Raw genomic sequence first — 14,779 nt, 5'->3', positions numbered from 1 at the left:
GATGCAGAAGCGCAGATACTGGTTCGAGGCCAAGGCCGATGGGTTTGGCTGGGGCTGGCCGTTGGCCTGGCAAGGATGGGCGGTGTACGCGGTGGTAGCGTTGCTGCTGGTGCTTGGGTTCTTCCTGTTTCCGCCTGCGGCTTCGGCCTTGGCGTTTGCTGCATTCAATGGCGGGGTGATATTGGCGCTGCTGCTGGTGTGCTGGTTCAAGGGCCAACCGCTGGGTATGCGTTGACTACCCTATGCATGAATGAAAAACCCGGCGATGCCGGGTTTTTCAAGCCGGGAGCCAGGCTCAGCCGGCGCCGTCCAGGATGAAGGCCATCACCACGCGGCGGTTCTCGCCGGCCAGCACGTTGTAGGTACGGGCCGCGGAGGCGTTGTTCATCACCTCGATGCCGATGCCACGGGTCAGGCAGCTGGCCATGACCGCTGCCGCCGGGAACACCTGCTTCTCGCCGGTGGCCAGGATGATCAGCTCCGGGTCCTGGTCCAGGGCCACGTCCAGGTCGTCGGCGCGCATCGTGGTTGCCGAAGCTACCGGCCAGTTTTCCACCAGGTGGTTCGGGGCCAGCACAAAGCTACGGGTGAGGACCTGGTCGTTCACCCGCGCCTGGTGGCCATCGGCCGAACGCAGGGAGTAGGTGTAATCGGGCAGTTCTCGGCTCAACAGCATGATGGGTTCCTCGGCGGTCAGCCGCGGGGCAGCACGATCTGGCGCTTTTCCTTGGCCGGGCGATACAGCACGGCGACGTGGCCGATGCGCTGCACCAGCGCGCCGCCGCTGGCCTGTACCAGCTCGGCAATCATGGCGTCGCGGGCCTCTCGGTCTTCGGCGGCAATCTTCACCTTGATCAGCTCGTGGCGTTCCAGCACCTCGTCCAGCTCGGCCAGGAAGGCCGGGGTAACCCCCTTGCCACCGATCTGCAGCAGTGCTTTCAGATCGTGCGCGACGCCGCGCAGAAATCGGTTTTGGGCCGGGGTAAGGACGATGGACATGCAGGAATACAGGTAATCAAGGGGGTTCAGGGTATCATGACCACCCCTGTAAGCCCCATTGCCGATGCCTTCCCGTAGCAAAAGCAGCCAACGCTGGCTGAAAGAACACTTTTCCGATCCTTTTGTGAAAAAGGCCCAGAAGGAAGGCATGCGCTCGCGCGCGGCTTACAAGCTGGAAGAACTGCTGGAACGTGACCGTCTGCTGAAGCCGCACATGGTGGTAGTGGACCTGGGTGCCGCGCCCGGCGGGTGGTCTCAGCAGGTGCGGAGACAGATGGGCGACACCGGCCGTGTGCTGGCCCTGGACATCCTGGAGATGCCACCGCTGGCCGGGGTGGAGTTCCTTCACGGCGACTTCAGGGAAGAAACCGTCCTATCGCAGTTCGAAGCCATGCTCGGCGATCAGCCGGTGGACCTTGTACTGTCGGATATGGCCCCCAATAAGAGTGGCATGGATGCGGTGGACCAGCCGCGGATGATGCACCTGGCGGAGTTGGCCATGGATTTTGCCGACAACCACCTCAAGCCGGGCGGGGCGTTCCTGATCAAGTTGTTCCAGGGCGTCGGCTTTGACGACTACGTGCGTGAACTGCGCCGTCGGTACGACAAGGTCGCCATTCGCAAGCCGGACGCTTCACGCAAGCGTTCACCTGAGGTTTATGCCCTCGGGCAGGGCAAGCGCAGCCAGATCAAGTAAGCTCAACCATACGAACTGCGTCAGAAATTAGAGGGACATCGGAGCCGATGAGGATGAACGACCTGACCAAGAACCTCCTGCTATGGGTGGTTGTCGCCGTCGTGCTGATGGTGGTGTTCCAGAGCTTTGCTCCGCGCGGTGGCGCGGTGGCTGCTGGCGACGCACGCAACTACACCCAGTTCCTGCAGGAAGTGGACTCCGGCCGGATCAAGTCGGTGGAGTACACCGACAAGACCACGCTGACCACCAACCACCTGCGCTTCAAGCGCTCGGACGGTTCGGAAGGCCAGCTGTTCGCGCCGGCCGACCCCAAGCTGCTGGACCAGCTGTATTCCAAGAACGTTGAAGTGGCGCGTCAGGAGCCGGCCACCGGCCCAGGGTTCTGGGGCCTGGTGCTGCAGTTCCTGCCGGTGCTGCTGCTGATCGGTTTCTGGATTTTCATGATGCGCCAGATGCAGGGCGGTGGCGGCGGTGCCAAGGGCGCGATGTCCTTCGGCAAGTCGCGCGCCAAGCTGCAGGGCGAGGACCAGATAAAGGTCACCTTTGCCGACGTCGCCGGTTGCGACGAGGCCAAGGAAGAAGTGGGCGAGCTGGTGGAATTCCTGCGCGACCCGACCAAGTTCACCAAGCTGGGCGGCAAGATCCCGCGTGGCGTGCTGATGGTGGGCCCGCCGGGTACCGGCAAGACGCTGCTGGCCAAGGCCATTGCCGGCGAGGCCAAGGTGCCGTTCTTCGCCATCTCCGGTTCGGACTTCGTCGAGATGTTCGTCGGCGTCGGTGCCAGCCGTGTGCGCGACATGTTCGAGCAGGCCAAGAAGCATGCGCCGTGCATCATCTTCATCGACGAAATCGATGCCGTGGGCCGTCACCGCGGCTCGGGCATGGGCGGTGGCCACGATGAGCGCGAGCAGACCCTGAACCAGATGCTGGTCGAGATGGACGGCTTCGAGGGCGGTGAGGGCGTGATCGTGATCGCCGCCACCAACCGTCCGGACGTGCTGGACAAGGCGCTGCTGCGTCCGGGTCGCTTCGACCGCCAGGTCATGGTCGGCCTGCCCGACATCAAGGGTCGCGAGCAGATCCTGCGTGTGCACCTGCGCAAGGTGCCGGCGGCCGATGACGTGCGTCCGGAAGTGCTGGCGCGCGGTACCCCGGGCTTTTCCGGTGCCGACCTGGCCAACCTGATCAATGAAGGCGCCCTGTTTGCGGCTCGTCGCAACAAGCAGGAAGTCGACATGAAGGACTTCGAGGACGCCAAGGACAAGATCTACATGGGTCCGGAACGTCGCAGCATGGTCATGCGCGAGGATGAGCGTCGCAACACCGCTTACCACGAGTCCGGCCACGCCGTTGTCGCCATGTCGCTGCCCAAGGCCGACCCGGTGCACAAGGTCACCATCATGCCGCGCGGCTGGGCGCTGGGCGTGACCTGGCAGCTGCCGGAGCACGACCACATCAGCAAGTACAAGGACCGCATGCTGGAAGAGCTGGCGATCCTGTTCGGTGGCCGCATCGCCGAGGAGATCTTCGTCGGCGAGATGTCGACCGGTGCCTCCAACGACTTCGAGCGCGCCACCAAGCTGGCCCGTGGCATGGTCACCAAATACGGCATGTCCGACGTGATGGGTACCATGGTCTACGCCGATGAAGAGGCGGGCTATGGCATGCACAGCAAGACCATTTCCGAGGCCACCCAGCAGAAGGTGGACGCGGAGATCCGTCGCATCCTGGACGAGCAGTACGCCGTGGCCTACAAGATCCTGGAAGAGAAGCGCGACGTGGTTGAAGCCATGACCGCTGCCCTGCTGGAGTGGGAAACCATCGACGCCGAGCAGGTCAAGGCGCTGATGGAGGGCCGCGAGCCGTCGCCGCCGGCAGGCTGGGTTGCCAAGACCCCGCCGAGCAGCGGCAGCAATGATGGCAAGGGCGGCGATGACCAGCGCCCGGTCGCGCCGATCACCGATCCGGCCGGCCAGCACTGAGTCGGCTGCCTGCGCCACCAAGCATGAAACGGGCCGGCCATCCGGCCCGTTTTCTTTTTTGCGCCCGCCACTGGCTGGGCGACAACCATGAGTTCCAGTAACCCTCGGTGATGATATGAACGAACCCAAGCCGCCGCCGTTGAACGTCCCCGAGATGGTCATCGCTACCGTTGCCGGTGTGTCGTTCGGGCTGAAGACCGACAATTTCCTGGCGGGTATCTTCATTGGCGTGATGCTGGGAATCGTGCTGAGCCTGATCGGTAACCGGATCCGCACACGCAAGGGGCGCTGATTGACCTGTTCTGCTGCTCAGGGCAGTAATTCTTGAACACTACGGTAGCGGCTTAAACTACCCGCCATCATTGGTACCGGAAGACCCCATGTTCGATATTGCTCCCGCGCTGGACTGTGCAGGTCGCTTGCTGCGGCTGGATCGGGTACAGGTGATGGGCATCGTCAATGTCACGCCTGATTCGTTCTCCGATGGCGGTAAGCACGCCAGCACTGGGGCGGCCATCGCCCACGCGCTGGGGTTGGTCGAACAGGGCGCCGACCTGCTCGACATCGGCGGTGAATCCACCCGCCCCGGGGCCGCACCGGTCTCGGTGCAGGAGGAGATCGACCGGGTGGTGCCGGTGATCGAAGCCCTGGCTGCGCGTGTGGCGGTGCCGCTGAGCGTGGATACCTTCAAGCCGGAGGTGATGCAGGCGGCTTTGGCCGCCGGTGCCGGCATGGTCAACGACGTGCAGGCGTTGCGCCAACCCGGTGCGTTGGAAGTAGTGGCGGCGTCCTCGGCAGCGGTGGTGCTGATGCATGCGGTTGGCGGCCCCTATGACGCCGGTGTGGCTCATGCCTATGACGATATCGCCGGCGAGGTGCAGCGCTTTCTCACTGAGCGATTGTTCGCGGCTGAGATGGCCGGTATCGCGCGCAAGCGGCTGGTGGTGGATCCGGGCTACGGTTTCAACAAGGACACCCCGCAGAATTTCGCCCTGTTGGCGGCGCAGGAGCGCCTGCTGAGCCTGGGCGTACCGCTGTTGGCAGGTTTTTCACGCAAACGCTGCATTGGTGAGGTCACCGGCCGTGCCGACGCCGGCGAGCGTGTGGCGGGCTCGGTGGCCGCACATCTGTTGGCGGTGCAGCGTGGTGCGGGGATTGTGCGGGTGCATGACGTGGCAGCCACCGTGGATGCGTTGAAGGTGCAGGCTGCGCTCGCAGCGGTGCCGGCGCCGCGCGCCAGCACGGCAGCCCCCAAGCTGCGCTGGCCGGACGAGGACTGATGGGCAGCGACCAGCGGCCGCTGGCCATCGCCCTGATGGGCCCCACCGCGTCGGGCAAGACCGCCGCGGCAATCGCCTTGGCCAAGGCCCATGGCGGCGAGATCGTCAGCGTCGATTCGGCGCTGGTGTACCGCGGGCTCGACATCGGTGCTGCCAAGCCCGATGCGGTTGAACAGGACGGCGTGCCGCACCATCTGCTGGACCTGCGCGACCCCTGGCAGACCTACTCGGCTGCGGAGTTTGCTGCCGATGCGACGGCTGCGGTGCAGGGTATCGTCGCCCGCGGCGGGCTGCCGATCCTGGCAGGGGGCACCGGGCTGTACTTCCGCGCGTTGCTGCAGGGTTTGTCCGCAATGCCCGAAGCCGACCCGTCGCTGCGTGCGCAGATCAGCGCTGAAGCAGCCTCCTTGGGCTGGGCAGCGCTGCATGCGCAACTGGCCGACGTTGACCCGCTGGCGGCGTCGCGCATCCACGCCACCGATCCGCAGCGTATCCAACGGGCGCTGGAGGTCTATCGGCTCACCGGCAAGCCGATCAGCTACTGGCAGGCGCAACCGGGCACCGCACGGTTGCCGCTGCGGGTGCTGAAGGTGATCCTTGCGCCGGCCGAGCGCGCGGTGCTGCACCAGCGCATCGAGCGCCGTTTCGATCTGATGCTGGAGAACGGTTTCCTGGACGAAGTGCGCGGGTTGCGTGCCCTCCCCGAGATGGCGGGGGTGGCCTCGCCGCTGGATCTGCCGGCGATACGTGCGGTGGGTTACCGCCAGGCCTGGCAGTTCCTGGACGGGCAGGGCAGCCAGGCCGAGTTCCGCGACAAGGGCGTGTTCGCCACGCGCCAGCTGGCCAAGCGCCAGTTGACCTGGCTGCGCGGTGAACTGGATGCCCGCTGGTTCGACCCTGCCAGCGAAATGGGACGCCTGCAGGACGCGGTATCGCTGTTTCTGCAAAGGTAGGAAGCCCCGTGGCGGTGTACCATCGGGGTTCCGGGCTGGCGGGGGATGCCAGTACCGGCCCATAAGAACAAGAACAGAGGAGTAGATGATGTCCAAGGGGCAGTCTTTGCAGGATCCGTTTCTGAACGCGCTGCGTCGCGAGCGCGTGCCCGTCTCGGTCTACCTGGTCAATGGAATCAAGCTGCAGGGCACGATCGAGTCGTTTGACCAGTTCGTGGTGCTGCTGCGCAATACCGTCAGCCAGATGGTCTACAAGCACGCCATTTCCACCGTGGTGCCGGCGCGCAACGTGCGTGTGGGGCCGGGTGGCGGTTACGTGCAATCGGGTGACGGAAGCCAGGCAGGCGATGACGAAAACGACAGCGAATAAGCAGGTAGCGGCGCATGTTTGACCGCTCGAAAAAGGGCGAGCATGCGCTGTTGATCCAGCCGCATGCAGGGCGGCTGGAAGAGGATGTGCTGGAAGAGTTCTCCGACCTGGCGCGCTCGGCTGGCGCCAGCATCGCGGCGACCATCACCGCGCGCATGGACCGGCCCAATCCGTCCACCCTGATCGGCAGCGGCAAGCTGGAAGAAGTGAAGGCGGCTGCCGATGCCACGGGTGCCGACCTGGTACTGGTCAACCATGCGCTGAGCCCGGTGCAGGAGCGCAACCTTGAGCGCTACCTGGAACGGCGGGTGATCGACCGTACCGGCCTGATCCTGGACATCTTCGCGCAACGCGCGCATAGCCACGAAGGCAAGCTGCAGGTCGAGCTGGCCCAGTTGCGCCATCTGGCCACCCGCCTGGTGCGCGGTTGGACCCACCTTGAGCGTCAGCGCGGCGGTTCCATCGGCCTGCGCGGGCCGGGTGAAACCCAGCTGGAAACCGACCGCCGGTTGCTGCAGAAGCGCGTGGAGCAGCTGCAGAAGCGGCTGGAGAAGGTGGAGGTGCAGCGCACCCAGATGCGCCGCGCGCGCGTGCGCAGCGAAATGCCGCGCATTGCCCTGGTGGGCTACACCAATGCCGGCAAATCGACGCTTTTCAACGCCTTGACCGGTGCCGGTGCCTACGCAGCGGACCAGTTGTTTGCAACGCTGGACCCCACCGTGCGGCGTATCACCCTGCCAGGTGGCAACGCCATGCTGGCCGACACCGTCGGTTTCGTGCGCGACCTGCCGCACGAACTGGTGGCGGCGTTCCGCTCGACCTTGTCCGAAGCGCGGGAGGCCGACTTCCTGCTGCATCTGGTGGATGCCGCCGACCCGTTGCGCGAAGAGCGCATCGCACAGGTGGACGAGGTGTTGCAGGCCGTGGGTGCGGGCGATCTGCCGCAGTTGTTGGTGTTCAACAAGATCGATCGCATCGACGGTGCGGAAGTGCGCCACGACGCGCAGGACGGTGTGCCGGACGAGGCGCGCCGCGAGCGCGTCTGGATCTCCGCCCGTGATGGGCGCGGCCTGGAGTTGCTGCAAACGGTGCTGGGCAAACGGCTGGGCCTGCAGCACGTCACTGGCAGTGTGCGCCTGCCGCCCAGTGCCGGCCGCCTGCGTTCACGCCTGCACCAGTTGGACGTGATCCGCAGCGAACAGGCCGATGAGGACGGCTGGCTGATCGAGGTGGATATTCCCATCGCCGAGGCCGAAAAGCTCGCCGCCAGTGCGGATGGCGCGGTGATCCGGCCATTGCTGCCGGAGAAGCCGCCCGAGTGGTGATCCGGGCGGTTCGCCGCCTCCTTGCAGGGTGAAAAGCAGCCGGCCTTGTGTCGGCTGTTGGTACGTTGGGTGGTGTTCTTGGCGCTTGTTTTCCGGAGTGGTGCAGACCGCGAGGCAGGCGCCGGCCAGCCCGCGGCGGCCGTGCCAACCGAGGATGGGGATCTGCGCTGCGGTTTGCGCTCCTACGGTCAATGCTGCGCTTTCGCCGGCTACCGTGCCCTGACACGCAGGCCCTGTATGCGGTAAAACATCAAGGGTTATCCACCCAGCCAACCGTGCCGCAATGTCCAATCCCTCCGATACCGATCTCAATGCGCTGGCCACCGCGCTCGGCGAACGCCTGCGGCAAGCCTCGCTGCAACTGGTAACCGCGGAGAGCTGCAGCGGCGGCTGGATTGCCAAGTGCATGACCGATATCGCCGGCTCATCGGCGTTCTTCGACTGCGGCATGGTGGTCTACAGCTATGAAGCAAAGCAGCGCCTGCTCGGCGTGCACGCGCAGACCTTGGAGCAGTACGGCGCAGTAAGCCGCGAAACCGTGCTGGAAATGGTGGCCGGGGCGCTGGTCAATTCCGGTGCCGGCATTGCCGTGGCGGTGACCGGCATCGCCGGCCCGGGTGGTGGCAGCCCCGACAAACCGGTGGGCAGCGTCTGGATAGGCTGGAAGCGACGCGGTGGCTATGCGCGGGCCGAGCTGTTCCAGTTCGATGGCGATCGGGATGCGATCCGGCGGCAGACCGTGGCTGCGGCCCTGCAGGGCATCAACGATCAACTGTGACATGCTGGGCCGGGTACCAACCGGGGTAGGTCTGCAATGTGGGAAACGCTGGGCACTGTCCGTGATCTGGGTCGACTGCAGGAAATTGCCGCAGTCCTGATCCGTTATGGGTTTGGCGACGCGGTGCGGCGCACCGGCCTGGCCAATGTACTGGAGCGCGCCGGCCGCCTGCTGCGCTGGAACGACAGCCAGCAGATGTTGCGCATGACCGCGCCGGTGCGGGTGCGCAGCGCCATGCAGGAGCTGGGGCCGACCTTCGTCAAGTTCGGGCAGGTGCTGGCTACGCGCGTGGACCTGCTGCCGTCGGAGTGGATCGCCGAACTGTCAGAGCTGCAGAACGCCGTGCCGGCCTTGCCCTATGCAGCCATCCGCGCGCAGCTGGAGGCCGACCTGGGCGCATCGCCGGGCGAGGTCTTTGCCTTCCTGGACGAGACGCCGATGGCAGCGGCGTCGTTGGCGCAGGCGCACCGGGCGCGGCTGCACGATGGCCGTGAGGTGGTACTGAAGATTCGCAGGCCGGGTATCCGCGACGTGGTGGAGGCCGATCTGCGCCTGCTGGCGCGTTTGGCCGAGATCGTCGAGGCCCGCCTGCCGGACCTGCGCCGTTACCGCCCCGCCGAGGTGGTGCAGCAGTTCACCGTGTCGCTGCGCAGCGAGATGGACTTTGCCGCCGAATGCCGCAATGCCGAGCGCATCGCGCGCAATTTCGAGGGGCGTGACGACATTCTGATTCCAGCCGTGCATTGGCAATGGACCTGCGAAAGCCTCAACGTGCAGGACTTCGTGGACGGCATCCCCGGGCGCAAGCTGGAGGCGGTGGATGCCGCCGGCCTGGACCGCGCGGCGCTGGCCAGGCGCGGGGCGGACATCGTGCTGAAGATGGTGCTGGAAGACGGTTGTTTCCACGCCGATCCGCACCCGGGCAATATTTTCTACATGCGCGATGGCCGCATTGGCGTGATCGATTTCGGCATGGTGGGGGCGCTGTCCGAACCGCGCCGCTTCCAGGTCGCACAGCTGCTGCATGGGCTGGTGGAACAGGAACCACAGGCCGTGGCGGACGTGCTGCTGGACTGGGCCGGCGCGGTGGAGGTGGACGAGGCGCGGTTGCAGCAGGACATCAGCCAGTTTGTCGATCAGTACCGGGGCGTCCCGCTCAAGGACCTGCGCATTGGCCTGATGCTGGGTGACATCACCCAGTTGCTGCGCAGCTACAGCCTGACCCTGCCGGCTGATCTGGCGCTGATGATCAAGGCCTTCCTGACCCTGGAAGGCATGGGCCGGCAACTGGATCCGGATTTCGACATGGCCAGTGCCGCGCGCCCCTTCCTGGAGCGGGTGGTGTTGCAGCGTTATGCCCCGCGCGCGCTGCTCAAGCGCGGCCGGCGCAGCTTGCTGGGCCTGCTGGATTTTGCCGCCGAGCTGCCCCGGGACCTGCGCGGGTTGGTCAAGGCCGCCCGTCGCGGGCAGTTGAAGCTGAAAGTCGAAACCGCGGCGTTGCAGGGCTTTGGCGACCAGGTCAACCGCGCGGCCAATCGGCTGGGGGTGGGGGTGATCACCGCAGCGCTGATCATCGGTTCATCGATCGTGATGCACAGCGTTGGCGGCCTCTCCAGCCGCTGGCTGCTGGCCTTGGGGCTGGCCGGCTTCCTGGGCGCGGGGCTGTGCGGCATCTGGATACTGTTCTCGATCTGGCGCAGCGGTCGCCATCACTGACGGTCGCGGGCCGTCCCCGCGGATGGACGGGCAGGCCTGCCAGGGTGGGATCTGGAGGGGCGGATCGGCGCTGAAGGGCAGGGCTTGCGCTGAGGGGTGTTAGTAGTAATACTACTAATCATGGACCTGACCGATACCCAGCAAGCCATCCTTGACCTGATCGCCGAGCGCATCGAGGCCGAGGGCATGCCGCCGTCACAGACGGAGATCGCCCGCGCGTTCGGCTTCAAAGGCGTGCGTTCGGCGCAGTACCACCTGGACGCACTGGAGGCCGCCGGCGCCATCGAGCGTGTCCCGGGCCGGGCCCGTGGCATCCGTCTGGTAAGGCCGGAGGGCGAGGGTGCTGCAGGCCCGGCCGCCGAGCAGGGCGCTGCAGCCAACGACGACGTGCTGCGTCTGCCGATCCTGGGGCGGGTGGCAGCGGGGCTGCCGATCGGCGCGGATATCGGTTCGGACGACTATGTGGTGCTGGACAAGGTGTTCTTCTCGCCGGCCCCGGATTACCTGCTCAAGGTGCAGGGCGATTCGATGATCGACGAGGGCATCTTCAATGGCGACCTGATCGGGGTGCACCGCACCCGCGAGGCCCGTTCCGGGCAGATCGTGGTGGCGCGGATCGATGACGAGATCACCGTCAAGCTGCTGAAGATCGCCAAGGACCGCATCCGCCTGCTGCCGCGCAATCCTGACTATGCCCCCATCGAAGTGCTGCCGGATCAGGACTTTTCGATCGAGGGGCTGTACTGCGGCCTGCTCAGGCCCAACCGCTGATGGTTAAGTATCGCAGCGGCAACCGCCTGTTTTCCTTACGTTAGGCGGTTGCATGTGCTGCTGCCGGTATCCTTGCCGGCCCAATAATTTTGTCGTCTCGCCTGCAGTCTCAGCCTTTGCGATACGACACCCCTACAGTGGACCCCATGACGAAATCTACGAAATCTACGAAATCAACGACGAGGACGAACCCGATGGACGAGAACAAGAAGCGCGCGCTGTCCGCTGCACTGAGCCAGATCGAGAAGCAGTTCGGCAAGGGTTCGGTGATGCGCATGGGCGACCGTGTGGTCGAGCCTGTCGAGGCGATCCCCACCGGTTCGTTGATGCTGGATATCGCCCTGGGCATTGGTGGCCTGCCGAAGGGCCGCGTCGTTGAAATCTACGGCCCGGAATCCTCGGGCAAGACCACGCTGACCCTGCAGGCCATTGCCGAGTGTCAGAAAATGGGGGGCACCGCCGCCTTCATCGATGCCGAGCACGCGCTGGATCCGATCTATGCGGCCAAGCTGGGCGTCAACGTGGATGACCTGTTGCTGTCGCAGCCGGATACCGGCGAACAGGCGCTGGAAATCGCCGACATGCTGGTGCGTTCGGGCTCGGTGGACATCCTGGTGGTCGACTCGGTCGCCGCGCTGACCCCCAAGGCCGAAATCGAAGGCGAAATGGGCGATCAGCTGCCGGGCCTGCAGGCACGCCTGATGAGCCAGGCCCTGCGCAAGCTCACCGGCAACATCAAGCGTTCCAATACGCTGGTGATCTTCATCAACCAGTTGCGCATGAAGATCGGCGTGATGATGCCGGGACAGAGTCCGGAAACCACCACCGGCGGCAATGCGCTGAAGTTCTACGCCTCGGTGCGCCTGGATATCCGCCGTATCGGCGCGATCAAGAAGGGCGACGAGATCATTGGTAACCAGACCAAGATCAAGGTGGTGAAGAACAAGCTGGCGCCGCCGTTCAAGCAGGTGATCACCGAGATCTTGTACGGCGAAGGCATCAGCCGTGAGGGTGAACTGATCGACATGGGCGTTGAGGCCAAGCTGGTCGAGAAGGCTGGCGCCTGGTACAGCTACGGTGACGAGCGTATCGGCCAGGGCAAGGACAACGCCCGTGGCTACCTGCGTGACAACCCGCAGCTGGCGGCAAAGCTCGAAGCCGAGCTGCGCGAGAAGTTCCAGCCCAGCGAGGCGGCGCGTGAGGAAGGCGACGACGACGGCGACGAGGAATGAGTTTCCCGTGGGGGCGGGCGGCGCATCGTCAGTGACGTTGCCCGTCCCCGCGGCATTTTATCCAGGAGGTTGATCGCCATGGACGGCGCTGCTTCGGCTGGCCATTGATGCCATGAATGATTTTGAAGATACGCCGCCCAAGACGGGCAAGCGCCGTCGGGAACAGACGCCATTGCAGCGGGCGCTGGGGCTGCTGGTCAGGCGCGAGCACTCGCGCAAGGAGTTGGGCCGCAAGCTGAAAAGCCGTGGCCTGGACCCGGACGAGGTGGATACGGCCATATCCCGGCTGGCGCAGGATGGCTGGCAGGACGACGAACGTTTCGCCGAAACCCTGGTGCGCAATCGTGCCAATACCGGCTATGGGCCGCTGCACATCCGCGCGGAGCTGGGCACGCATGGGCTGGACAGCAGCCAGATCGAGGCGGCCATGGCGACCTTCGAGGGTGACTGGCTGGACAACGCCCGGGACTTGGTGTGCCGTCGTTTTGGCGAGAACGGCCCGCAGGAGCTGGCACAGCGGCGCAAGGCCGCGGATCTGCTGGCCCGCCGTGGCTTTGATGGCAGCTGCATCCGCCAGGCCACCCGTTACGATCCAGAGGACTGAGCGGGCCGGGCCTGATACCCTTTCAGGGTTTCGGTAGTCCCGAATTCCCGCGCCCGCTGGGCGATCGGGACCCGCTCGCCAGCTTATTGCCAGTCCCCATGAATACACCTGTCAAATTCACAACTTCCCAGATCCGCAGCGACTTCCTTGAATTCTTCAAGGGCAAGGGCCACACCATCGTGCCGTCGGCGCCGCTGGTGCCGGGCAACGACCCGACCCTGTTGTTCACCAATTCCGGCATGGTCCAGTTCAAGGATGTGTTCCTGGGTGCGGAAAAGCGCAGCTACGTGCGCGCTGCCGACGTCCAGCGCTGCCTGCGTGCAGGCGGCAAGCACAACGACCTGGACTCGGTGGGCTATACCGCCCGTCACCACACGTTCTTTGAAATGCTGGGCAACTGGTCCTTTGGCGATTACTTCAAGAAGGACGCCATTGCCTGGGCCTGGGAACTGCTGACCCAGGTCTGGAAGCTGCCGGCCGAGCGCCTGCTGGTCACCGTGTACCACACCGACGACGAGGCCTTCGCGCTGTGGCGCGACATGGTCGGCATCCCGGAAGAGCGCATCGTGCGCATCGGTGACAACAAGGGCGCGCCCTATGCCTCGGACAACTTCTGGCAGATGGCCGATACCGGCCCCTGCGGTCCCTGCACCGAGATCTTCTTCGACCATGGTGACCATATCGCCGGTGGCCCCCCGGGCTCGCCGGATGAGGACGGTGACCGTTTCATCGAAATCTGGAACCTGGTGTTCATGCAGTTCGACCGCCAGCCCGATGGCTCGCTGCAGCCGCTGCCGGCGCCGTGCGTGGATACCGGCATGGGCCTGGAGCGCCTGGCGGCGATCCTGCAGCACGTGCACACCAACTATGAGATCGACCTGTTCCAGGCGCTGATCCGCAAGGCCAGCGAGCTGACCGGCATGGCCGATCTGGAGAACAAGTCGCTGCGGGTGATCGCCGATCACATCCGCGCCTGCTCGTTCCTGATCGTCGACGGCGTGTTGCCGTCCAACGAAGGCCGCGGCTATGTCCTGCGCCGCATCATTCGCCGCGCCCTGCGCCACGGCTGGATGCTGGGTGTTCGCCAGCCGTTCTTCAGCAAGCTGGTACCGACCCTGATCGAGCAGATGGGCCATGCCTACCCGGAACTGCCGGCCCAGGCCGACACCGTGGTGCGCGCCCTGCAGGCGGAGGAAGAGCGTTTTGCCGAGACGCTGGACGCCGGCATGAAGATTTTCGACGACGTCGCGGCCAAGGTCAGCGATGGTGTCATCCCGGGCGTGGACGCGTTCCGCCTGTACGACACCTATGGTTTCCCGGTTGACCTGACCGCCGACATCGCCCGCGAGCGTGGCATGCGCGTGGACATGGACGGCTTCGAGGCCTCGATGGAGCACCAGCGCGAGACCGCGCGTGCCGCCGGCAAGTTCGGTGGCGGCGTGACCCTGCCGGCCGAGCTGGTGGCGACCTTGTCGCCGACGGTTTTCCTGGGCTATGACGCCCTGCAGGCCGAAGGCCAGAAGGTCGTGGCGCTGATCAAGGATGGCCGCCCGGTGGACGCCGTGCAGGCCGGTGACGAGGTGATCGTGTTCACCGCGCAGACCCCGTTCTACGCCGAATCCGGCGGCCAGGTCGGCGATACCGGCGTGCTGTCGGCCGCTGGCGTGAAGCTGGCGGTGACCGATACGCAGAAGTTCGCAGGCCAGTTCCATGGCCACGTCGGCACGCTGGAGCAGGGCGCCATCAAGCTGGGTGACGTGCTGGCCGGTACCGTGGACGGTGCGCGCCGTGGCGCCACCATCCTCAACCACTCGGCAACCCACCTGCTGCACGCCGCCCTGCGCGAAGTGCTGGGCACCCATGTGCAGCAGAAGGGTTCGCTGGTGGCGCCGGACCGCCTGCGCTTCGACTTCTCGCACTTCCAGCCGATCACTGCCGAAGAGCTGGCGATCATCGAGCGCAAGGTCAACGAGCAGGTGCGTGCCAACAATGCGGCCGAAGTGCACAACATGGGCATGCAGGAAGCGCTGGATTTCGGTGCGATGGCGCTGTTCGGCGAGAAGTACGGCGAG

16 protein-coding genes are annotated in these 14,779 nt (G+C 65.3%); 14 read left to right on the top strand and 2 right to left on the bottom strand.

Translation table 11 applies throughout. The annotated features are described in order from the left end of the window. The first annotated feature begins 1 nt into the window (after window position 1). A complete protein-coding gene (locus tag B2527_RS07250) occupies window positions 2-235 on the top strand; it encodes a hypothetical protein (RefSeq protein WP_293707272.1) in 234 nt (77 codons plus the stop codon). A 60-nt stretch (window positions 236-295) separates the two neighbouring features. Here B2527_RS07250 and B2527_RS07245 read toward each other — a convergent pair whose 3' ends face one another. Further along, window positions 296-676, bottom strand: coding sequence for an Mth938-like domain-containing protein (locus B2527_RS07245; protein WP_293707269.1), 381 nt, complete (start codon window positions 674-676; stop codon window positions 296-298). A gap of 17 nt (window positions 677-693) precedes the next feature. Beyond that, entirely contained in the window at window positions 694-999 is a 306-nt protein-coding gene (yhbY, locus tag B2527_RS07240; RefSeq protein ID WP_293707266.1) for a ribosome assembly RNA-binding protein YhbY, read from the bottom strand. A 64-nt stretch (window positions 1,000-1,063) separates the two neighbouring features. Between yhbY and rlmE the strand changes: the two genes are divergently transcribed. The 13 genes from rlmE to alaS form a co-directional block, all read left to right on the top strand. Beyond that, complete coding sequence (gene rlmE, locus B2527_RS07235) at window positions 1,064-1,696, top strand: 23S rRNA (uridine(2552)-2'-O)-methyltransferase RlmE (RefSeq protein WP_293707263.1); 633 nt, start codon at window positions 1,064-1,066, stop codon at window positions 1,694-1,696. Between the two features lie 53 nt (window positions 1,697-1,749). After that, entirely contained in the window at window positions 1,750-3,678 is a 1,929-nt protein-coding gene (gene ftsH / locus B2527_RS07230) for an ATP-dependent zinc metalloprotease FtsH (RefSeq protein ID WP_293707260.1), read from the top strand. A 115-nt stretch (window positions 3,679-3,793) separates the two neighbouring features. After that, on the top strand, window positions 3,794-3,970 hold the full coding sequence (locus B2527_RS07225; protein ID WP_293707258.1) for a hypothetical protein: 177 nt from the start codon (window positions 3,794-3,796) through the stop codon (window positions 3,968-3,970). Between the two features lie 88 nt (window positions 3,971-4,058). After that, on the top strand, window positions 4,059-4,958 hold the full coding sequence (gene folP, locus B2527_RS07220; protein ID WP_293707255.1) for a dihydropteroate synthase: 900 nt from the start codon (window positions 4,059-4,061) through the stop codon (window positions 4,956-4,958). Next, entirely contained in the window at window positions 4,958-5,911 is a 954-nt protein-coding gene (gene miaA, locus B2527_RS07215; protein ID WP_293707253.1) for a tRNA (adenosine(37)-N6)-dimethylallyltransferase MiaA, read from the top strand. The genes folP and miaA overlap by 1 nt, the downstream gene beginning before the upstream one ends. 88 nt (window positions 5,912-5,999) lie before the next feature. Beyond that, complete coding sequence (hfq, locus tag B2527_RS07210) at window positions 6,000-6,281, top strand: RNA chaperone Hfq (protein WP_293707251.1); 282 nt, start codon at window positions 6,000-6,002, stop codon at window positions 6,279-6,281. Between the two features lie 14 nt (window positions 6,282-6,295). Then, complete coding sequence (gene hflX, locus B2527_RS07205; protein ID WP_293707249.1) at window positions 6,296-7,606, top strand: ribosome rescue GTPase HflX; 1,311 nt, start codon at window positions 6,296-6,298, stop codon at window positions 7,604-7,606. A gap of 283 nt (window positions 7,607-7,889) precedes the next feature. Next, window positions 7,890-8,384, top strand: a complete 495-nt coding sequence (locus B2527_RS07200) for a CinA family protein (protein WP_293707247.1) — start codon at window positions 7,890-7,892, stop codon at window positions 8,382-8,384. 36 nt (window positions 8,385-8,420) lie between these two features. Further along, the gene (ubiB, locus tag B2527_RS07195) at window positions 8,421-10,100 is read left to right on the top strand and encodes a 2-polyprenylphenol 6-hydroxylase (protein WP_293707245.1); all 1,680 of its coding nucleotides are present in this window, start codon (window positions 8,421-8,423) and stop codon (window positions 10,098-10,100) included. 120 nt (window positions 10,101-10,220) lie between these two features. Beyond that, entirely contained in the window at window positions 10,221-10,871 is a 651-nt protein-coding gene (gene lexA, locus B2527_RS07190) for a transcriptional repressor LexA (protein WP_293707243.1), read from the top strand. 194 nt (window positions 10,872-11,065) lie between these two features. Beyond that, the gene (gene recA, locus B2527_RS07185; protein ID WP_293707242.1) at window positions 11,066-12,103 is read left to right on the top strand and encodes a recombinase RecA; all 1,038 of its coding nucleotides are present in this window, start codon (window positions 11,066-11,068) and stop codon (window positions 12,101-12,103) included. 112 nt (window positions 12,104-12,215) lie between these two features. Continuing rightward, a complete protein-coding gene (recX, locus tag B2527_RS07180) occupies window positions 12,216-12,707 on the top strand; it encodes a recombination regulator RecX (RefSeq protein ID WP_293707240.1) in 492 nt (163 codons plus the stop codon). A gap of 98 nt (window positions 12,708-12,805) precedes the next feature. Beyond that, a partial coding sequence (alaS, locus tag B2527_RS07175; RefSeq protein ID WP_293707238.1) for an alanine--tRNA ligase occupies window positions 12,806-14,779 on the top strand: 1,974 nt, incomplete at its 3' end.

The organism is Stenotrophomonas sp. UBA7606 (assembly GCF_002477705.1).
Classification (GTDB): Bacteria; Pseudomonadota; Gammaproteobacteria; order Xanthomonadales; family Xanthomonadaceae; genus Stenotrophomonas.
Note: the sequence above shows the minus strand (reverse complement) of the source record. Positions and strands in the feature narration are given on the sequence as shown.